Annotated in this window: 14 protein-coding genes; 8 read left to right on the top strand and 6 right to left on the bottom strand. The window is 70.1% G+C overall.

Translation table 11 applies throughout. The features are described 5' to 3' along the window. Positions 1-20: 20 nt before the first annotated feature. Positions 21-983 carry a hypothetical protein gene (locus tag LVB77_RS00165; RefSeq protein WP_232908215.1) on the top strand — a complete coding sequence of 321 codons (963 nt, stop codon included), beginning with the start codon at positions 21-23 and terminating at the stop codon, positions 981-983. 250 nt (positions 984-1,233) lie between these two features. After that, entirely contained in the window at positions 1,234-1,464 is a 231-nt protein-coding gene (locus tag LVB77_RS00170; RefSeq protein ID WP_232908216.1) for a hypothetical protein, read from the top strand. A 54-nt stretch (positions 1,465-1,518) separates the two neighbouring features. Here LVB77_RS00170 and LVB77_RS00175 read toward each other — a convergent pair whose 3' ends face one another. Continuing rightward, positions 1,519-2,157 carry a TIGR00645 family protein gene (locus LVB77_RS00175; protein ID WP_232908217.1) on the bottom strand — a complete coding sequence of 213 codons (639 nt, stop codon included), beginning with the start codon at positions 2,155-2,157 and terminating at the stop codon, positions 1,519-1,521. Positions 2,158-2,368: 211 nt separating this feature from the next. Between LVB77_RS00175 and LVB77_RS00180 the strand changes: the two genes are divergently transcribed. The 3 genes from LVB77_RS00180 to LVB77_RS00190 are packed head-to-tail and all read left to right on the top strand — an operon-like array spanning position 2,369 to position 6,152. Beyond that, positions 2,369-3,064: a glutathione binding-like protein gene (locus LVB77_RS00180; RefSeq protein ID WP_232908218.1), complete on the top strand. Its 696-nt coding sequence runs from the start codon at positions 2,369-2,371 to the stop codon at positions 3,062-3,064. A 44-nt stretch (positions 3,065-3,108) separates the two neighbouring features. Then, positions 3,109-5,301, top strand: a complete 2,193-nt coding sequence (locus tag LVB77_RS00185; RefSeq protein WP_232910396.1) for a S9 family peptidase — start codon at positions 3,109-3,111, stop codon at positions 5,299-5,301. Next, positions 5,298-6,152, top strand: a complete 855-nt coding sequence (locus LVB77_RS00190) for a transglutaminase-like domain-containing protein (protein WP_232908219.1) — start codon at positions 5,298-5,300, stop codon at positions 6,150-6,152. Before LVB77_RS00185 ends, LVB77_RS00190 begins: the two co-directional genes overlap by 4 nt. 9 nt (positions 6,153-6,161) lie before the next feature. Here LVB77_RS00190 and LVB77_RS00195 read toward each other — a convergent pair whose 3' ends face one another. Together LVB77_RS00195 and LVB77_RS00200 are read right to left on the bottom strand one after the other, a co-directional pair. Next, positions 6,162-6,704, bottom strand: coding sequence for a hypothetical protein (locus LVB77_RS00195; protein ID WP_232908220.1), 543 nt, complete (start codon positions 6,702-6,704; stop codon positions 6,162-6,164). A gap of 40 nt (positions 6,705-6,744) precedes the next feature. Then, entirely contained in the window at positions 6,745-7,275 is a 531-nt protein-coding gene (locus LVB77_RS00200; protein WP_232908221.1) for a hypothetical protein, read from the bottom strand. A gap of 111 nt (positions 7,276-7,386) precedes the next feature. Here LVB77_RS00200 and LVB77_RS00205 point away from each other — a divergent pair, with 111 nt between their 5' ends. Together LVB77_RS00205 and LVB77_RS00210 are read left to right on the top strand one after the other, a co-directional pair. Continuing rightward, on the top strand, positions 7,387-7,902 hold the full coding sequence (locus LVB77_RS00205) for a cytochrome c oxidase assembly factor Coa1 family protein (protein WP_232908222.1): 516 nt from the start codon (positions 7,387-7,389) through the stop codon (positions 7,900-7,902). A gap of 84 nt (positions 7,903-7,986) precedes the next feature. Next, positions 7,987-9,786 (top strand): DUF885 domain-containing protein, encoded by a 1,800-nt coding sequence (locus tag LVB77_RS00210; RefSeq protein WP_232908223.1) that lies wholly within the window; start codon positions 7,987-7,989, stop codon positions 9,784-9,786. Positions 9,787-9,838: 52 nt separating this feature from the next. On the opposite strand, the gene LVB77_RS00215 is transcribed toward LVB77_RS00210, so the two are convergent. Beyond that, on the bottom strand, positions 9,839-15,565 hold the full coding sequence (locus tag LVB77_RS00215) for an MG2 domain-containing protein (protein WP_232908224.1): 5,727 nt from the start codon (positions 15,563-15,565) through the stop codon (positions 9,839-9,841). A gap of 83 nt (positions 15,566-15,648) precedes the next feature. Further along, positions 15,649-17,931, bottom strand: coding sequence for a serine hydrolase domain-containing protein (locus LVB77_RS00220; protein ID WP_232908225.1), 2,283 nt, complete (start codon positions 17,929-17,931; stop codon positions 15,649-15,651). A 184-nt stretch (positions 17,932-18,115) separates the two neighbouring features. Here LVB77_RS00220 and LVB77_RS00225 point away from each other — a divergent pair, with 184 nt between their 5' ends. Beyond that, complete coding sequence (locus LVB77_RS00225) at positions 18,116-18,853, top strand: XRE family transcriptional regulator (protein ID WP_232908226.1); 738 nt, start codon at positions 18,116-18,118, stop codon at positions 18,851-18,853. 187 nt (positions 18,854-19,040) lie between these two features. On the opposite strand, the gene LVB77_RS00230 is transcribed toward LVB77_RS00225, so the two are convergent. Continuing rightward, positions 19,041-19,724, bottom strand: a complete 684-nt coding sequence (locus tag LVB77_RS00230) for a YdcF family protein (RefSeq protein WP_232908227.1) — start codon at positions 19,722-19,724, stop codon at positions 19,041-19,043. Positions 19,725-19,770: the final 46 nt, after the last annotated feature.

Genomic DNA, 19,770 nt, shown 5'->3' on the forward strand with positions numbered 1-19,770 from the left:
TGCTCGGGCCTGGACATCCAATGCCTATGCGCCGCCCGACCCTGACGCTGACGATCGCCTGCGCGCTGGCCCTGGCCGGCCCGCAGGCGCACGCCGACGACGCCGGCCAGGCGCGCACGCTGCGCAGCGGCGGCAACGCGCTGCAGGTCGGCGTGGAAGGCGTGTCCGATCCCGAGCGCGTGGCGATGCTGCAGCGCTGGCTGGCCGAATGCGCGGATGCCAGCCTGACCGCGTTCGGGCGCTATCCGCTGCGCACGGCGCGGGTGCGCATCCGCGAGATCGACAGCCGCGATGCCAGCCCGGTGCCCTGGGGCCAGACCCGCCGCGACGACGGCGTGGCCGTGCTGCTGTACGTGCGGCGCGGCGCCAGCCTGGAGCAGTTGCGCGCCGACTGGACCGCGGTGCACGAGCTCTCGCACCTGTTCCATCCCTATCTGGGTCGCGAAGGCCGCTGGATGGCCGAGGGCCTGGCCAGCTACTACCAGAACGTGTTGCGCGCGCGCGCCGGTTTGCTCACGCCCGACCAGGCCTGGCGCCAGCTCGATGCCGGCTTCGGCCGCGGCCGCCGTGTCGGCACGGGCGCGGCGCTGGACGAACTGGGCCGTGGCGGCACCATGCGCGTGTACTGGGCCGGTGCCGCCTACTGGCTGGAGGCCGATCTGGCCTTGCGCGCGCGCGGGCTGGACCTGGACACGCTGCTGTCGCGTTACGCCGCCTGCTGCCTGGACGCGACCGCCGACGACATGGACGCGATGACGGCGCAGCGCTTCGCCGCCGAACTGGACCGCCTGGGCGGCGACGGCGTGTTCGCGCGGTTGTACGCGCGCTATGCGCGCTCGCGCGAGTTTCCGGATCTGGACGCCGCCTATGCCGCGCTCGGCCTGGAAGCCGATGCGGGCGGCTTGCGGTATTCGTCCGACGCCGATGCCGTGCGCTTGCGCACGGCGATCATGGGGCCCAGGCCGGCGCGCGCAGCGCGCTGAAGCGCGCTCGCCTAGCGCCGCGTGCATACGCACAAGTATCGACGGGCGCATCGATCACGCACTGCGAATGCGACACATCGAATCGGCCACCCGGTTCGGCGCAACCTCGCATCCGACGGCACCGATGCGCGCGCGGCGATGATAGATTGCGACGGTAGACGCGTTAGGCCATGGATACGGCAGAGACGCCGCTGGCTGCCGGAACTATCCGCATCACCCGCATAGCGGCATCGGACAAGGAGAGTTACACATGCACAAGATCATGCTTGGCGTGGCGATTGCGCTGATCGGCCTGGGAATGAGCTCCAGCGCGAACGCGTGGCCGCCGCCGACCTATCCCTGCAATGCCAGCAACCAGGGCGCGCAGACCGCCACGCAGTTCGGTTCGGGCTACATCGTCTGGGAATGCGACGGCCAGAACTGGCAGTTCATGCTGCAGTACGTCTGCGATTCGCAGGGCAACAACTGCATCCCGCTGTAAGGCGGCGCCGGACGCAGAGGCACGCGCCTCTGCGTCTTCGCCTGGGCCCGCGCCTCAGTGCGCCTTGGCCGCCTTGGGCGCATGCGCCATCAGCTTGTCGGTCATCGCGATGCCGATCGCCGAGAGAATGAAGACCGTGTGGATGATGGTCTGCCACATCACGCCCAGCGAGCTCGACTTGGTGCAGGCCGCGCCCAGGCCGGTGACGCCGGCGGCGGTCGCGTCGGCCACCATCTTCATCGCGGCCAGACCCTCGGCGCTGCTGCACATCGGCAGGCCCAGATCGCCGGCGGCGATGAAGGTCTTGAGCAGGTGGATCGAGGAGATGCCGATGATCGCCATCGCCAGCTTGACCTTGAGCACAGAGGCGTTGACGTGGCTCAGCCACTCCGGCTGGTCCGGATGGCCCTCCAGGCGCAGGCGCGAGACGAAGGTTTCGTAGCCGCCCACGATCACCATCACCAGCAGGTTGGAGATCATGACCACGTCGATCAGGCCCAGCACGATCAGCATGATGCCCTGCTCGTTCAAGGTGTTGGCGCCGTGGATCAGGTGCCACAGCTCCTTGAGGAACAGGAACACGTAAACGCCTTGGGCGACGATCAGGCCCAGGTACAGCGGCAGCTGCAGCCAGCGCGAGCTGAAGATCAGCGCGGGCAGCGGATTGAGGCGTTCGGTACGCTCGATGGTCATGCGATGGCCTGGCGGACTGGCATTAAAGGCCGACCAGGGTAACGGTGCGCCCATGACCGCGCCAAGTCGGCGCCTGAACGAAACGCCCGCGCGCGGCCGCTAGCGCCCGGTCCGGCGGTTAGGTGCAGGTCGGCCGGCCCGTTGCGCGGTGGCCCGGACCGGCAATGCGCGCTGCGCTTACACTCGTGCTTCGTCCCCGTCCGGCCCGCCCATGATCGACCTGTATTACTGGCCCACGCCCAACGGCCACAAGATCACCCTGTTGTTGGAAGAAGCGGGGCTGGAGTACCGCATCCGCCCGGTCGACATCGGCGCCGGCGACCAGTTCAAGCCCGAGTTCCTGGCGATTTCGCCCAACAACCGCATGCCCGCGATCGTCGACCACGCGCCCGCCGACGGCGGCGCGCCGATCCCGGTGTTCGAGTCCGGCGCGATCCTGCACTACCTGGCCGCCAAGATCGGCACCTACCTGCCCGCCGACACGCGCGCACGCGTCGAGGTCGACGAATGGCTGTTCTGGCAGGTCGGCGGCTACGGCCCGATGCTGGGCCAGAACCATCACTTCAACCGCTACGCACCGGACAAGATCCCGTACGCGATCGAGCGCTACCAGCGCGAGACCCAGCGCCTGTACGGCGTGCTCGACCGCCGCCTGGCCGGACGCGAGTACGTCGCCGGCGACGCCCTGAGCATCGCCGACTTCGCCTGCCATCCCTGGGCGCATGCGCATGCCTGGCATTACATCGACCTGGCCGACTACCCGCAGGTGCGGCGCTGGCACGATGCCCTCGCCGCCCGCCCCGCGTTCCAACGCGCCTACGCCTTGGAACAGACCTATCGACCGTCTCGCGAAATGACCGACGAGATGCGCAAACACCTGTTCGGAACCCCGGCCCGCACCGCATGAACACTCCCATCGTCCGCGGCCTCGCCGCCTGTCTTCTGATCGCCATGTCGCTCACCGCTCCCGTCCTTGCCCAGACCGCGCCCGAAAAACTCACCCTGGAAGCGCTGGCCGGCGACGCGCCGCTGTCCGGGCCCAGCCTGACCAAGCCGCGCATCGCGCCCGACGGCAGCCGCGTCGGCTTCCTGCGCGGCAAGCAGCGCGACAAGAACCGCCTGGATCTGTGGGCCTACGACATCGCCAGCGGCAAATCGACCCTGCTGGTCGATTCCGACGACGTGCTGCCCGGTGCGGAAGTGCTCAGCGACGCCGAGAAGGCGCGCCGCGAGCGCCAGCGCATCGCCGCGCTGTCGGGCATCGTCGATTACCAGTGGTCGCCGGACGGCAAGACCCTGCTGTTCCCGCTCGGCGGCGAGCTCTACCTCTACGACCTGACGAAAACCGGCAAGGCCGCGGTGCGCAAGCTCACCCGCGGCGAAGGCTTCGCCACCGATCCCAAGCTGTCGCCCAAGGGCGGCTACGTCAGCTTCGTGCGCGATCGCAATCTTTGGGTGATCGACCTGGCCGACGGCAAGGCGACCCAGCTCACCTCCGACGGCAGCGACACCATCGGCAACGGCATCGCCGAGTTCGTCGCCGACGAGGAAATGGACCGCCACACCGGTTACTGGTGGGCGCCGGACGATTCGGCCATCGCTTATGCGCGCATCGACGAAAGCCCGGTGCCGGTGCAGAAGCGCTACGAGGTCTACCCCGACCGCACCGACGTGGTCGAGCAGCGCTATCCCGCCGCCGGCGACCGCAACGTGCTGATCCAGCTCGGCGTGATCGCGCCCAAGGGCGGCCAGCCGCGCTGGATCGACCTGGGCAAGAACCCCGACATCTACCTGGCCCGCGTCGACTGGCGCGATCCGCAGCACCTGACGTTCCAGCGCCAGTCGCGCGACCAGCACCTGCTGGAACTGATCGAGGCCGACCTGGACAGCGGCGCGCAGCGCGTGCTGGTGACCGAACGCGCCAAGACCTGGGTGCCGCTCAACAACGACCTGCACTTCCTCAAGGACGGCCGCATCCTGTGGAACAGCGAGCGCAGCGGCTACGAGCACCTGTACCTGCTGTCCGCCGACGGCAAGCAGGCCACGCCGCTGACCTCCGGCGACTGGCCGGTGGACAGCGTGCTGGCGGTGGACGAGGACGCCGGCCAGGTCTACTTCGCCGCCGGCAAGGACTCGCCGCTGGACGTGCAGATCTACCGCGTGCCGCTGGCCGGCGGCGCGATCGAACGCCTGTCCAAGACCGACGGCATCCACGGCGCCAGCTTCGCGCGCAACGCCAGCGTCTATGTCGACAACTGGTCCAACCCGGCCACGCCGCCGCAGTTGGAGCTGTACCGCAACGACGGCAGCCGCATCGCCGCGCTGATCGACAACGATCCCGCCGACGCCCAGCACCCGTACGCGCGCTATCGCCAGGCGCATCGCCCGATCGAGTTCGGCACCCTCACCGCCGCCGACGGCAAGACGACGCTGCAGTACAGCGTGATCAAGCCGTCCGGGTTCGACCCTGCGAAGCGCTATCCGGTGGTGGTCAACGTCTATGGCGGCCCGGCCTCGCAGACCGTCAAGCGCAGCTGGGCGCCGGACTTCAACCAGTACCTGGCCCAGCACGGCTATGTGGTGTTCTCGATCGACAACCGCGGCACCCCGCGCCGCGGCGCGGCCTTCGGCGGCGCGCTGTACGGCAAGCAGGGCACGGTGGAAGTGGCCGACCAGCTCAAAGGCGTGGCCTGGCTGAAGTCGCAGCCCTGGGTGGACGGCGCACGCATCGGCGTTTACGGCTGGTCCAACGGCGGCTACATGACCCTGATGCTGCTGGCCCAGGCCAGCGACGCCTACGCCTGCGGCGTGGCCGGCGCGCCGGTCACCGATTGGGCGCTGTACGACAGCCACTACACCGAGCGCTACATGAACCTGCCGGACCGCAACGTCGCCGGCTACCGCGACGCGCGCGTGCTCGAACACATCGACGGCCTGAAGTCCAAGCTGCTGCTGATCCACGGCATGGCCGACGACAACGTGCTGTTCACCAACTCCACGGTGCTGATGAGCGCCTTGCAGCAGCGCGGCCAGCCGTTCGAGCTGATGACCTACCCCGGCGCCAAGCACGGCCTCAAGGGCAAGGACAATCTGCATCGGCTGCGCATCACCGAGGACTTCTTCGCGCGCTGCCTGAAGCCGTGAGGTCCAGCCTGCGCGCGGCGCGGCCCCTGACGCTGGCGGCGGCGCTGGCGGCTGCCGCCGCTCAGGCCGCACCGCCGGCCCCTGCACCGGCGCTGGCGGCGACCGAAACGCAGGCGCGCGCGCTGATCCAGGCGCGCCTCGTGGCGTCGCCGTACAAGATGTCCGAGCGAGCGCGCAACGGCCGCATCCGCTACATGCTGGCGTTCGAGCCCGCGATGGTCTGGCCGTGGCCGGCCACCGGCGAACAGCGCGTGCGGCTACGCGACGCCAGCGCTTCGTCGGCGCAGATCGACATCTGCGCCGACTGCGGCGACGAAGCCGCGCCCGATGCCGCGCAGTTGCGCCACTACCGCGGCGCCAATGCCTGGATCGACAGCGACGAGCGCAGCGTGCGCGCGTTCGCGCGTGCGCATGCGCGCGGCAACGGCGTGGAGCGGCGCATGCAGTCGCTGGTGCAGGCCGTGCAGCAGCACATGAACGGGCCGATCAGCTACCGCGAATACCTCAGCGCCTCGCAGGCGCTGGCCGCGCGCGGCGGCGACTGCACCGAGTTCGCGCTGCTGCTGGCGGCACTGGGCCGCGCGCAAGGCATTCCCACGCGCATCGCCTATGGCGTTGCCTATTCCAGCCGCTTCGTCGGCCAGAGCCACGTGTTCGGTCCGCACGTCTGGGTGCAGGCCTGGAACGGCCAGCGCTGGCTCAGCTACGACGCCGGCCTGGGCCGCTTCGACAGCGGCCACATCGCACTGCGCATCGGCGACGGCCTGCCGCAGGACAGCGCCGGCGTGATGGCGGCGATCGGCCGGCTGAAGGTGGTCGAAGCGACCGGGGTGACCGGCGATGCGCGCTGAGCTTCTCGCCTAGCGCGTGCCGTGCTCGGACGTGTCGCCGTTGGCATGCGCCAGCGCAGGAGCGGCGTCCAGGTCGGCGGCATCGCGCATCGGCAGGTCGGGGAGATCGCTGTCGTCGACCCACTGCGCATCGCGCGGGTCGCTGACGCCGCCGCCGACGACTTCGATGAGGTCCAGCTTGCTCGCCTCGTCGCACTCTTCGGGCTTCGCCTCCGGCAATAGCGGCGCGATCGCGAACGGAGACACCGCGGGCTCGGCCGCTGCCGGCGTCAGCAAAGCCGGCGGGTCGGCGGCGAATGCGCCGCCCGAGACCAGGGTGGCGGCGATGGCGATGCCGAAACCCGCGCCGCGACGCGTCGGTGCCGGACGCGGCACCCGGTAGGACACGCAGATCGGGCCGGACGCGGCCTGCAGCAGCGCGCGGCGCTCGGACTCGCTCAAGCCGTCCAGCGCATGCACCTGCGTGCTGCAGCGGCCGCAGTAGCCGTCGATGCGACGCAGTTCGTCGACACCTAGCGGACAAGGCTGATCGATCTTGGGAACCAGGGCCATGGCGGACTCTCCTGCAGGACGGGTTACAGGTGGCTAACGGTCAGCGCCGGGCAATGGGGTTATCCGTAGAGGCGTCTGTGGAGGCGGCCGCCTCGTCCAGCGTCGCCGCATCGCGCATCGGCAGGTCGGGCAGCTCGCTGTCGTCGACCCACTGCGCGTCGTGCGGGTCGCTGACGCCGCCAAGCACGATGCGCTCCAGCTTCTCGTCCTCGCAGTCCTGCGACGGCGCCGGTGCGGCCAGCAAGGGCGCGGGCGCGACCGGCGAGGCCTGCTCGCCGGTCGCTGCGGGCAGCAAGTCCGGCGGATCGGAGGCGAAGGCGCCGCCGGACACCAGCGTCGCCGCGATCGCGAGACCGAAACCCGCGCCACGCCGCATCGCACGCGGGTGCTCGGACCGGTACGACACGCAGATAGGACCATCGGCGGCGGCCAGCAAGGCGCGCCTGTCGCTGTCGCTCATCGCGTCCAGCCGGTGCACGTGTTTGTCGCAGCGCGTGCAGTGGCCATCGAGCCGGCGCTGTTCGTCGACGCCCAGCGGGCACGGCGTGTCGATCTTCGGAACCTGAGCCATGTCGCCCCCTTTTGAGGCGTTTTACCACGGCCCGGCGCAACCGGCACGCCGCGCCTTGGCGCCGGCGCCGGGACTGCGGATACTGCGCGTATCGCCCCTGGAACTGCCCGCATGGCCGCCGTCCCGCCGCCCCTGCCCCAGCGCGACTGGGCGCAACGCAACCGTCTGTGGTTCCTGCCGCTGTTGGTGGTGCTGGGACTGGGCCTGATCGTGGGCCTGGTGCTCGGGGTGTTCTCGACGGTCCGCAACCAGATGACCTCGCATCCGGCCTATGTCGAAGCCCTGGCGCGAGCGCGCAAGGATCCCAAGGTGATCGCCGAACTGGGCCAGCCGATGGAGCCGGGCCTGCTCGTCATGGGCAGCGTCCAGCAGGACAGCGACGGCGGCCATGCTTTCCTGAGCATCCCGCTGATCGGCCCCAAGGCCGAAGCCAAGCTGTCGGTGATGGCGTTTGACTACGGCGAAGGCGACGGATGGGAATACACGACCATGGCGCTGCAACTGGCCGACGGCCGCGAAATCTCGTTGCTGACGACGCCGCCCTCGCTGCCCGACGACTCCGAGGACTCCGAGGAATCCCGCGCGCCGGGCTGCGACCGGCCCAAGGACGACGGCCTGGAGGCCTGATCGCCCGGACGTGACCTACGGCGCATGCCCGCGCCGCGCCCGGGGCCTATGGTCGGCGGACCTCACCACGGCCCTACCCCGCCCATGAAGACCCTCGCTCTTGCGATTTCCCTGGCGCTGCTCGCGCCGACGGCCGCGTTCGCCGCGCCGGCCGCCAAGCCCGCGGCCGGCGCGACCAAGCCCGCGCCGGCCTGGGTCACCCAAAGCAACGAATACGCACAGATCCTGCTCAAGGCGCAGGGCGAGTTCGCGCCGGAGCAGATGTCGTTCTTCGGCGTGCCCGGTTTCGACGAGCGCGTCGCCGACCTCAAGCCCGACAACAGCGCGCGCTTTCGCGCGACCATCGGCAAGGCGCGCGAGGAACTGCGCGGCAAGCTGATGTTGGAACGCAACGCCGACGTGCGCCAGGATCTGGAAATCATGATCGCCGCCGCCGATCAGAGCATCGCCGGCAGCGAACTCAACGAGCGCCTGACCCTGCCGTGGAACGACGCGCCGCAGATGGTGTTCCAGGGCATGCAGGGCCTGCTGTCCGACCAGACCCCGCCCGAGCGCCGCGCGCGCGCCTTGGCGCGCCTGAAGAACTACGTCGGCCAGGGCACGGACACCACCCCGATCACCGTGCTTGCGCGCCAGCGCTACGAAGAACGCGCCGGCGACGCGGCCAAGCTGCGCCCGACCAAACTCGAAGTCGAGCAAGCGCTGGGCAACGTCGAAACCTACGCCGCCGGCATCCGCAAGCTGTTCGAGAAGTACAAAATCGCCGGCGCCGAACCCGCGCTGGCGGCGATGGAACAGCAGTTCAAGGACTACGCGGCCTGGGCGCGCAGCACCGTGCTGCCGCAGGCGCGCACCGACAACCGCCTGCCGCCGGAGCTGTACGCGTTCGGCCTCAAGCAGTACGGCATCGACGTCGACCCGCAGCTGCTGATCCGCCGCGCCCAGGTCGAGTTCATGGAAACGCGCGCGGCGATGCGCCAGCTGGCGCCGCTGGTGGCGCAGGCCAAGGGCCTGACCGGCATCGACGGTCACGACTACGTCGCGGTGATCGGCGGACTAAAGAAGAACGCCATTCCTAACGATCAGCTGGAAGCGCGTTACCGCACCGTGATCGACGCGATCGACCCGATCATCCGCAAGGAGAAGATCGTCGACGTGCCGCAGCGCCCGATGGTGATGCGACTGGGCAGCGAGGCCGAGTCGGCCGCGCAGCCGGCGCCGCATTTCCTGCCGGCACCGCTGATCGGCAACACCGGCCAGCAGGGCCAGTTCGTGCTGCCGATCGCCGTGCCCAATCCCGACGGCAGCACCCTGCATTACGACGATTTCAACTTCGACTCGGTGGCGTGGACGCTGTCGGCGCACGAAGGCCGTCCGGGCCACGAGCTGCAGTTCACCGCCATGGTCGAGCGCGGCATCTCGCTGGCGCGCACCATGTTCGCGTTCAATTCGGTCAACGTCGAAGGCTGGGCGCTGTACGCCGAGGCCGAGATGGTCCCGTACGAGCCGCTGGACGGTCAGCTGATCGCCCTGCAGTTCCGCCTGATGCGCGCGGCGCGCGCGATGCTGGACCCCATGCTCAACCTGGGCCTGACCGACCGCGACAGCGCGGGCAAGGTGCTGCGCGAACAGGTCGGCCTGTCGCCGGCGATGACCAAGCAGGAACTCGACCGCTACACCTTCAACGCACCCGGCCAGGCCGGCAGCTACTTCTACGGCTACAGCCGCATCCTCGAGCTGCGCATGGAAACCGAGTTGGCGCTGGGCGACAAGTTCGACCGCCTGGCGTTCAACAACTTCCTGCTCGACCAGGGCCTGCTGCCGCCGGACCAGCTGGCCAAGGCGGTGCGCGAGAACTTCGTGCCGGCGCAGCGCAAGCGCTGAACCGTCGTTAGTCGGCAGGCCGCGGGAGTTCAGCTCCCGCGGCCTGTTCGTTTCAGGGCGCCGTGTTCGCGTCCGCCGGCGGCAGGATCCGTAAGCGCTCGGCCGCGGTGCGCGCATGTGTGGCCTTGCCGTACATCAGCTCCACCTGCGCCGGCGCGGCCAGGTAATCGCCGCCGTTGCCGGCCAGGGCGAAGTAATGCAACTCGTGATCGCCCGCCGGCAAGTACTCGGCGTAGAAGCGCGGGCTGCGCGCGTCGAGGCGGCGGGTGGTGAACCAGTAGCTGCCGGTATCGGACACGCGCTTGAGGTCCAGGCCGGCGACGCCGTTCAGGCTCAGATCGCTGGGCCGCAGACCGCCCGGCGCCTCGTCGGTGATCGCCACGAAGTGACGCGTCGCGCCGTTGTGCACGCGCAGGCTGACGCGCAGCCAATCGCCGGCACGGACCTCGGCCTGCGCCACCGGCACCCAACGCCCGCCGCGCAACACTGCGTAGCGACGCTCGATCGACAAGCCCGCCGCGCTGGCTTGGGCGCGCCGTGCGTCTTCGCGATAGACGACCTCGGCCAGATACGCCACGGGCGCCGTACCGGCCGCGCCCGGCGCAACCGTCAGGCTGCCCGCCGCTTTCTGCTGCGGCCGCCATTGCGCCTCGGTCTGGCCGGGAGCGAGCGTGAGCGTCGCGTGTTCCGTACCCAAGCCGACATCCGCCACGAACGTTTCGTTGGCGTTCGCGACCGCGTCGTCGCGCAGCGCCGCCAGACAGACGGCGCCGCTTTGCGTGTCCACATGCTGGCTGCCGCCCGCATACAGGTCGGTGAGCCCGGCGATCAACTCGCGCCGCATGCCCGCCGCCGCCAGCGCCGGATAGTCGCGCAGCAGATCGATCAGCGCGCATTGTTCGCGCAGGTTCGAGCTCATCCAGCGCTCGTAGTCGGCGCCTGTCGACAGCACGCGCGACGGCCCGCGTGCAGGCGCATGCGACAACACCTGGGCCAACCCGGCCTTGGCGCGATCGTCGCCGCTGCGCGCCAGGCCGCGCGTCAACGCCACTTGAGCCGGCAACGACAATTCGCTCCATCGCCGCCACAGCCCATCGCGCGCTGCCGCGTCGTCCATGCCGAGGGCGCCGGCCGCGAGCGCCCAGCGGTTCAGCGCTTCGCTTTGCTCGGACGTCGGCTTCTTCGCGGTGGACGGCTGGGACTGCGTTTTCAGGAACGCGAGCGCTTTGCGCCGCACCGGCGCGGGAACCGCATGCCCCAAGTCCTGCAGCAGTTGCAAGGCGTCGGCGCTGTAAGCGGTCAGGGCGACCTGCGGCTGATCGCGTGGATCGCGCCCGAAAGCGAACTGGTAACCCGCGCCGTCCTCGACGAAGTAGCGGAAGCCGCCGTCGTCGTCCTGGAACACTGCGGCATTGTCCAGCGCTTCGCGCACGACGGCTTTCGCCTCCGGCCAGTGCGCGGCGCCGTCGCGCTGCAACGCCAATGCCGCGGCGACCGCGCGGCTAAGGATCTGCTCCCAGCAGCGATGCGGATAGTCGCGCAGATCGGCCGTCCAACGATCCAGCAGGGCGCCGCTGCCGCGCTGCAGGCTCAGTTGCAGGCGCGATTCCAGCGCGCCGTCGGGCAAAGTCGGTAGCGGCAGATCCAAGGCCTGCCCGTCCAGCCAGCCGGCCTGCCTGCGGCTGGCCTCGATCCAGGGCGATGCGACCTCGATGGGGGCGGCGACCGCATCGTGTCGCGCGCCGGCCTCGACCGCGGCGGTAGCCAGCACACTGCCGATCGCATCGGCCGACAGCTCGGCGGCGTAGCCCGTCTGCCCGCGCGACGACAATGCGAGCGTGCTGACGGCCTGCGTCGCCGCCGCGCCCTGAGTCTGCAACAAGGCGCGTACGGCGACGGGTGCCTCGTCGCTTTGACGCACGTTCGCCGCCAGACGTGCGCGGTCGCCGGGATACAGCCGCGCCGGCGCCTGCAGCCGCACTTCCAGCGGCAAGCCCACCTCCAGCGTGGCTTCGCTCATGTCGAAGTCCTCGTCGGCGCCGTTGTTCCAGACCACCGCGCGCCAGCGCGTCAGATTGTCCGGCAGCTTCAGTTCGATGCGACGGCTCTCGCCGGGCGCCAGACGCAAAGCGGGCATCCACTGCGCGGTATCGGCGAACTGCGTGCGCACGCGCGCCAACGCCTGCAACCCGCTCGGGGTATCGCGCGGCCGCGTGGCCGCGTCGAGCCGTCCAGTGCCGGCACTGAAGATGTCCTTCAACGCGATCCGCGAACCGGTGACCTCGATGCGATCCAACGAGGTATTTTCCTCAGACACATCGGCCCGTTTGACCCTCGACCCGACCACTTCGACGCGTTCCAGTATCGGCGTGTCGGCGTCGGCCGCCGTGCTCGGCCACGGCAGATGCATGCGCCAGGGACCGCTGAGCCAGGACCGGAAGGAGATGTCGAACAGCCCGTTGCCGTAACGCGGCGTGTCGGCGCTCAGCCATTGCTTGCCCTGCGGGTCGAACAGCGCCCACTCCTCGCCCGCGAGGGCGCGCACGGCATCGTCCAGCACCGTTACCGTCACCTCGCGCGTCTGCGCGGAGCGGTTGTGCAAGATCAATCCGACCGAGTCGCCGGGCCGCGCGGATGCCGCATCGAAGCGGGGCTCCACCGCCGCGGCGCGCGGCGCGACGCGCGGCAGCTCGATGCGCAGATCGGTCTCGCTGCGCGCGGGCGGCGTTCGGAAGCCATCCGCATCGACCGCCTTTTCGGCGATGTCGGCATCCAACACATAGGCCTGCAGGTCGACGTTTCTGCCCGGCTCGTCGCCCAGCTCGATGTCGAAGCTTTGCACCGGCTCGCTCATGGTCGCGACCCGATGCGCGAGCATGCGGTCGCCGTCACGCGACACCAGCAGAACGCGCGCTTTGGCGTAGGGCTGCGAGAGTTGAACCGTGACCTTGGTAGCGCCCGGCGCGGGAGTCCGCTCCAATCGTAAGGCCGGCTCCTTAACGGCTTCGGCGGTAGCGCGCGGGCCGTCCCACAGGTAGCGCGAGATCGTCGCTGGCGCGGCGGTGCCGCTGCGCGCGACCAACCGATACTCGCCCGGCTCGGCGCGCGGAAAGTCGCAGGGCGCCGGCCGACGGGCGATCAGGACGCAACGCTGCAACACCTTCGTGGCATCGTCGACGTGATGCACCTCCACTTCGACCGGTGCATCGGCGATCTCGTGCCCTTCGGCATCGATCACGACGGCGTCCAGTTGCAGCGGTTTGTCCCGGTCGATGGACCATGCGGGATCGGTGCGCAAGCCGACGTATCGCTCGTAACCGGCATAGCGGGCCTGCACCGCGTTGCTGGTCGTGCCCTCGCGTTCGCTGGGCGTTACCGAAACGGTCACTTGCAAGCGGCCGAACGCCGGAAGCTGGTCCTGCTCCGGGTCTGAGAGCTTGAAGGCCACCGGCAGGCTGAGGCGCCGGTGTCCTTCGCGATCGGTGCGCAGCGGCTCGTCCTCGTTCCGCAGCCGAATACCTTCGCTCGCCGCGTCCGTGTTGACGTCGACGAAGCCGTAATCGCCGTATTGCGGATACGCCGTTTCCAGCGGCAGTCCGGTGAGCATGCCGCTCACATCGGAGATGCGCGCGTCCGCGGCCGCGCCGCCCGAGTAGTAGCCGGCGCTGAGCTCGATCTCGAAACGGTCGCCCGCGCGCAACAGCCGATCCTGCGCGTTGGCCTGCGCCCACAGATCCTGGCCGCGGTAAGTACCGACGAAGAAGCAGCTGCCCTCGGTGTCGCCGTCAGCCCCGACGCCGATGCAGTAGCGATTGTCCGGCAAGTGCTCCGGCAGCTTCAGTTCGCCCTGGAAGGCGCCGCTTTCGTCGGCGACGGCGTCCCAGGCCTGTATCGTCTTGCCCCAGGATTCGATCAGCTGCAGACGCTGCGGCAGATCGCGCGGTGCGTCCTTCAGGCGCGTTCCATGCAGCTCGCGTCGCCAGAGCCGGTAGCGCACGGTCTCGCCCGCGCGATACAACGGCTTGTCGGCCACGCCCCAAAGTTTGCGCTCGTAGCCCTTGCCCAGCTTGAACTGCCAATCGTTGCTCTGGCCCAGCGCCAGCACGGCGCGCGCTTCGCGCCGGCCGCCTCCGTTCGTCGCGCGCAGCCACCAGTGGGCCTGGTAGGCATTGTGGCTAATCCGTTCCGGCAGCTTCACGTCGCCGGGCAGGCGCAGCACGACCGTACCGTCCGCGGCGGTGGTACCGCTGGCCACCACGCGAGGTGTGCCGGCATCGCTATCGCGCAGCAGCAGTTCAACCGAGGCGCCCGCCACTGCGCCGCCGCCGTTCCAATCGCTGGCCCAGGCCAGCACCTGCCGGCGGCCGGCCACTGCGAACAGATCGAACGCCGGCGCCGCGAACTGCAGCGCCTCGCCCTGCGGCAATCGCCATTCCAACCAGCCGCCCTTGGCGAGCGTGCTGGCGGCGGCGCGCGGTATCGCAATCTCGGTCGGCACGTTGGCGGCGCTCGCGGACAACGACGACGGTGCGTTCCAGGCGCGATCCGACAAGCCGGTTATCTCGGTTTCGAGGCGTCTGACATTGACCGCACTCAACAAAGCGGGAGGCCGGTGGCCGTCGGCGATCAAGCCTTTCGCATGAGGCGCCTGCAACGAAGGCCGATAGTCGAGCAGGCGAATGCGCAGATCGACCGGCGCGACCGCGCTGCCGCCGCGCGCGGACCGCAAGCTGTCGTCCAAGGCCAGGCGCCGCTCGACGTTGGGCGCATCGATGCTGAGCTCCCAGGCCTGGCTGGGCGCCTGCTGGGGACGATGCTTATCCGCGCCGAACAGCGGTTCTTCGTAACGGCCGATATCGGCGGGCTGGCCATGCAACTTCACGTCCGGCGCCTGCTTGGCCGCCCATGCGGTCGCGCCGGTGTGCAAACGGTGCGAGAACACCAGCCGTATCGGCTCGCCGGGCAGGCAGTCGATGGCCAGCGCGCCTGCGACCGGAGCAAGGGCATGACGTCCGTCGCGGTCGTTGCAAACGACACCGCGCAAGCGGAACGGTTCGTTGATGACGACATCGACGAGCGGACCGGAGCCGGTACCGCGCAGCGGCCCTTCCGTACTGCGCAGGCCGGCCTGATGCGACAGGACCACGCGTGCGTCGGCTTGAGTGATCGATGTCAGTTCCAGTTCGAAACGCGCGCCGGTGTCCCACTCGCCGCGGCGGGGAAGGCGCTTCAGTGGCGGGAGCGGCACGTCGCGTCCGTTGACGCTCAAGCGCAGTACTTCGGCGACGTGTTGCGCGTCGGTCTGACCGTCGGCGTCCAACTCGATCGTGGCGACGCCGTTCTTCCAGGCGCCGACCTGGCCCGACAGCGTCGGCCGCTCGTATTCCACCTTCGTCGTCGACGCGGGCACGGCCACGCCTTCCAGCGTATGTAGGCCGGCCGCCAGGCGCACCGTGTATTCGGTGGCTCTGCTGGGCTGGCGATCGCCGGCGAAACTGCAGACGATCGCCAGATCGTCGCGCCAGGCGCAACGCAGCGGCAGCGCGGGTTCGGTCCTGACCTGACCGTCGTCGATGCCGTTGTCCCAGATCCGCATCGGCCGATCGAACTCGACCACCAGCTCCCGGGGACTGAGGCCGGCCTCGATGGCGACCGCGCGCACGCGATCCTGCGCCGCCGACGTCGAGCCATCCGCAACGCCGGCCATCTCCTGCGCCGGTGCCGCCAGCGCGAACGCGCACAGCGCTGCCGTCAGCCATCCCCTGCCACTGTTGCGCATCCGCATGATCGTCCCCCGAACCCAGCCCGCATCATGTACAGCAACGCACGGACTTGCCAGCCGGGGTTAGCGAATGCCCCGGCTCAGTAGTTCAAGCTCCAGGTCAGCAGATTCGAAGCGATCGCGAACGCCGCGACCGCCACGCAGGCCAGCGCGATCGCGCTGGCACCGACGCGCCGCCAGACATCGCGTGGCGCGCGCCAGGCGCGGACCGCATCGGCGATCGCCAAGGCGGCGATCGGCAGCGACAGCAGGGTCAGCAGCTGCGCGAAGCGGATCCAGCCGTCCAGGCCGCCGTCGAGCTGGGCGACGTCGGCGTCGATGCGCGACAGCAACCACAACCAGGCTGCCGCCATCGCCAGGTTGCAGATCAGGCCCAGGCGCACCAGCAGGCGCCAGCGCCGCGCACGCGCGTCCAGCGCCAGGCGGCGGCCGTAGTGGCGGCGCACCAGCGCGGCCACCGGCCACAGCAGCAATGCCAGGGCATGCAGTGCCAGCGCGCCCAGCAGCAGCGGCAAGGACCAGCCCGCCGAGCGCCAGCCCGACACCGGCTGCAGCCACATCGCCGGCGGATGCATGTCGCTGGCGACCGCGACCACGTGGCCGCGATCGAGTTTCGCCGCCAGCAGCGCATCGCCGCCGACCTCGCGCCACACATAGGGCCGCACCTCGCGCCAACGGCGCGGCTTTCCGTCCGGCGCCAGCAGCGTCGACACCGACAGCGTGGCGTCGTCGTGCAACACGATCCGGCTCTGCGAGAGGTAACGCGTGATCGCCAGCACGCTGGTGAACACCGAGCGGCTGCTTTCGTAGCGGCCGACCAATTGCTGGCCATGCGCGCGCGCGCTGGTCAGCGTGGGCTCGACCGCGAACGCGCGCGGGTAGTAGCGCTGCTGGAAGCCGCGCACCACTTCGCGCCGCAGCGCGGCCGCGCTGGCGCCGGGGCCGTCCACCGACACGAACAGGCCGACCTGGGTTTGCGGATACAGGCGCAGGCTGCTTTGGAAGGCTTCGGTGGCGCCGTCGTGGCCCAGGGTGAGCGCGCCGCTGCGGTCGTCGCGTAAGAAGCCCAGGGCCATCGCGTTCAGCGCCGGCAGCGGACGGAACGCCGCCGAATGCATGCGCTGCGCGGTGTCCGGCCGCATCAGTTCGACTTCGCCCAGGCGGCCCTGGCCGAGTTGGGCGAGCATGAAGCGCGCCATATCTTCGGCAGTGGCCGACAGGCTGCCCGCGGGCGCGGGATTGACCAGCTCGAACGCGCGCGGCGGCGCGTCGCGGCCGTCGCGGTAAGCGGCGGCCATGTCCGCCGCCAGCGCCGCGGGCAAGGGCTGGCGGAAACTGGAACGGTGCATCCCCAAGGGGCGCAGCACCTGCGCTTCGATGTAGTCCTCGAAGCGCTGCCGGGTCACGCGCTCGACCACATAACCGGCCAGCGCGGCGCCGTAATTGGAATAGGCCGGCACCTCGCCGGGCGCGAACACGCGCTCGGGCTGGACGGACTTGAGATAGCTCGCGTTGGAACGCAGGGCGCGCGCGTCGGCCGCGAACAGATGCTTCAGCGATTCCTCGAAGCCGGCGGTGTGCGTCATCAGCTGGCGCATCGTGACCGGCCGGCCGCGGTAGGGCGCGACCTTGAAGTCCAGGTAACGGTTGATGTCGGCGTCCAGGTCGATGCGGCCGCGCTCGACCTGCTGCATCACCGCGGTCCAGGTGAACAGCTTGGACACCGAGCCCGGACGGAACAGCGTGCGCGCGGGATCGACCGGGCGGCGGCGCGCGACGTCGGCGTAGCCGTAGCCCTTGCTCAGCAGCACGCCGCCGTCCTTGACCACGACCAGGGTGACGCCGGCCACGTCGCTGCGCGCGAGCGCGGGACCGATCAGGCCATCGAAATAGGCCAGCGCATCGGCGGCGCCGAGTTGCGGCGCGGCGTCGGCCTGCAGCGCGATCGCGGCGCCGGCGGGCGAGTCGATCTGAGTCAGCGCATCGGGCAGCGGCAGCGGCAGGGCCGGATCGACGAAGGCGTCGGGCAGCGCATCCGCGGCCGGGTCGACGACCGGATCGGCGGTGACGGCCAGCGGCGCGACGGCGCCGTCGGCGGCGACGGGATCGGTCGTGGTGGGGGCGGGAACCTCGGCGGTCGGGCTGCTGCGGCTGGGCGCGACGCCGGGGCGCGGGGTCTCCTGCTCGAACACCACCGCGGCCGGATCGGCGGCGGCGGGGACGGGTTCGACCGGGGCGACGGGCGCCTGAACCACCGGCGCCGCCGTGGGCGGAGCCGCGGCTTGCGGCGCGGCCGCGAGCGGCGCCGCAACCAGCGCCAGCACCAGGCAGCCCAGGCCGATCCGGCCCCGGAGCGCATTCATCGACTTAGGCACCACGGCGACTCCCCTTTGCATCCGACGCGGCCGGCGGCGGCGCTACATCCTAAGCGGCATGGCCGCCGCGCCCTGCGCGCGCGGGCATTTTAGCGCTAACGACAAATTTCTCGCATTGGGCTATTTTGGTGATCGCTTGGCAGCACTCTCGTGTTGGCCCTAAAGTTCGCCCATGACCTCCAATACACGCGCAGTACGCAGCAAACGCGGCCCGCAAGGCGGCGTTTCCGGTACCGCATCGCAGCCCGGCGACACCCTGCGCGCACTGCGCACCCAGCGCGGCTGGACGCTGTCCGAACTCAGCGATCGCACCGGCCTGCCGATCTCGACCCTGTCCAAGGTCGAGAACAACCGCATGTCGCTGACCTACGACAAGCTCACCCGCATCAGCCGCGGCCTGGAGGTCGATATCGCCGACCTGTTCGGGCCCGCGGCGCAGTCGTCCGCGCCGGCGCAGGTGCCGACCGGGCGCCGCAGCATCACCCGCGCCAATCAGGGTTTCGCGATCGAAACCGACAACTACGGCCAGTATTTTCCGGCCGCCGAGCTGCGCCAGAAGCGTTTCACGCCGATCGTGGCCGAGGTGCGCGCGCGCTCGCTGCAGGAATTCGGCGATCTGGTCCGCCACCCGGGCGAAGAGTTCGCACTGGTGCTGGAAGGTTCGCTGGAGCTGCACACCGATCTGTACGCGCCCGCGCGTCTGGAGGTCGGCGATTCGATCTACTTCGACAGCAACATGGGCCACGCCTACATCGCGATCGGCGATGCGCGTTGCCGCGTGCTGTCGGTGTGCACCGAGCCGGAGCCGCCGGAGAACCTGCGCGCCGGCTTCCGCAGTGCCACCGCCGCGACGAGCGCCGCCGCCAACGGCAGCCGGACCGCGCCGATTCGCCGCCGCGCCGCGGGCTGATCGCCTCGCGGCGCACGCAAGCCGTTGCCGCGCACCCACCACCGTGTCCTGGCGCCCCGAAAGCGCCGGCCGACGGGCCTCGGGCGCCCCTAAGCGCGATCGCTTTCCCGAACGGAAAACACGCTCCGGGTCGTAAACCGACGCCGCCGCCACCCTACCTGCCGCCGCGCCAACCGCTCGTTGCGGCTCAGGTCACCCGCGACAGCATGCGGCGATGGCCGATCAGGCGCGCCCAGCGCGCGCCGATGTCGCTCATGCACACGTAGGCGGCCTCGCCGGCCAGGCGCAGCAGCATGCGCGGGCTCAGCTGCAGGCGCGGTTCGGCCGCGCACAGCTCCCAGTCGAAGCCCAGCTGGCGCGCGAACAAGGCGCAGCGCGCCAGGTGATAGCGGCTGCTGAGCAAGGTCACGCGCGAGCGCATGCCCTCGCCCAGCAGATGGCGCGCGTTGCGCAGGTTCTGCAGGGTGTCGCGCGATTCGGCTTCCAGGCGCCAGGGCGTGTCCGGCGACAGGCCGCGCGCGAGCAGGCCGCCGCGCGCGACTTCGGCCTCGCTCAGATCGTCGGCCGCGCCGCCGCCCAGCAGCACCACGCTGGCCGGCGGGCGCTCGCGCCACAGCGAGACCGCGCGGTCCAGGCGCGCTTCGAAATCGCGATCGATATGCCCGCGCGGCGCGTGCTTGCCGAACAGCAGTACGCATTCGCCGCGCTCGGGCTGGCAGGGCGCGTTGCGCGCCACCCGCAGCACGTGCACGAAGTAGCCGACATAGACCAGACCGGCGCTGAGCGCGCAGACCGCCGTGGCCACCGCGCAGGCATGCAGCACGTCGCGGTCGCCGAACAGGGCCAGGCGGTGGGCGGTACGGCTGGACATGCGCGATGCGGCTGCGGGACGGCGGCGGGATGCGCAGTCTACGCCT

Origin of the sequence: Lysobacter sp. 5GHs7-4 (assembly GCF_021284765.1) — a bacterium.
Lineage (GTDB): Bacteria > Pseudomonadota > Gammaproteobacteria > Xanthomonadales > Xanthomonadaceae > Lysobacter.

Excerpts from the sequence above, each read along its gene's own strand:
- LVB77_RS00165 (WP_232908215.1), top strand. The coding sequence starts at position 21 with ATGCCTATGCGCCGCCCGACCCTGACGCTGACGATCGCCTGCGCGCTG.
- LVB77_RS00170 (WP_232908216.1), top strand. The coding sequence starts at position 1,234 with ATGCACAAGATCATGCTTGGCGTGGCGATTGCGCTGATCGGCCTGGGA.
- LVB77_RS00175 (WP_232908217.1), bottom strand. The coding sequence starts at position 2,157 with ATGACCATCGAGCGTACCGAACGCCTCAATCCGCTGCCCGCGCTGATC.
- LVB77_RS00180 (WP_232908218.1), top strand. The coding sequence starts at position 2,369 with ATGATCGACCTGTATTACTGGCCCACGCCCAACGGCCACAAGATCACC.
- LVB77_RS00185 (WP_232910396.1), top strand. The coding sequence starts at position 3,109 with ATGTCGCTCACCGCTCCCGTCCTTGCCCAGACCGCGCCCGAAAAACTC.
- LVB77_RS00195 (WP_232908220.1), bottom strand. The coding sequence starts at position 6,704 with ATGGCCCTGGTTCCCAAGATCGATCAGCCTTGTCCGCTAGGTGTCGAC.
- LVB77_RS00200 (WP_232908221.1), bottom strand. The coding sequence starts at position 7,275 with ATGGCTCAGGTTCCGAAGATCGACACGCCGTGCCCGCTGGGCGTCGAC.
- LVB77_RS00205 (WP_232908222.1), top strand. The coding sequence starts at position 7,387 with ATGGCCGCCGTCCCGCCGCCCCTGCCCCAGCGCGACTGGGCGCAACGC.
- LVB77_RS00210 (WP_232908223.1), top strand. The coding sequence starts at position 7,987 with ATGAAGACCCTCGCTCTTGCGATTTCCCTGGCGCTGCTCGCGCCGACG.
- LVB77_RS00215 (WP_232908224.1), bottom strand. The coding sequence starts at position 15,565 with ATGCGCAACAGTGGCAGGGGATGGCTGACGGCAGCGCTGTGCGCGTTC.
- LVB77_RS00220 (WP_232908225.1), bottom strand. The coding sequence starts at position 17,931 with ATGAATGCGCTCCGGGGCCGGATCGGCCTGGGCTGCCTGGTGCTGGCG.
- LVB77_RS00225 (WP_232908226.1), top strand. The coding sequence starts at position 18,116 with ATGACCTCCAATACACGCGCAGTACGCAGCAAACGCGGCCCGCAAGGC.
- LVB77_RS00230 (WP_232908227.1), bottom strand. The coding sequence starts at position 19,724 with ATGTCCAGCCGTACCGCCCACCGCCTGGCCCTGTTCGGCGACCGCGAC.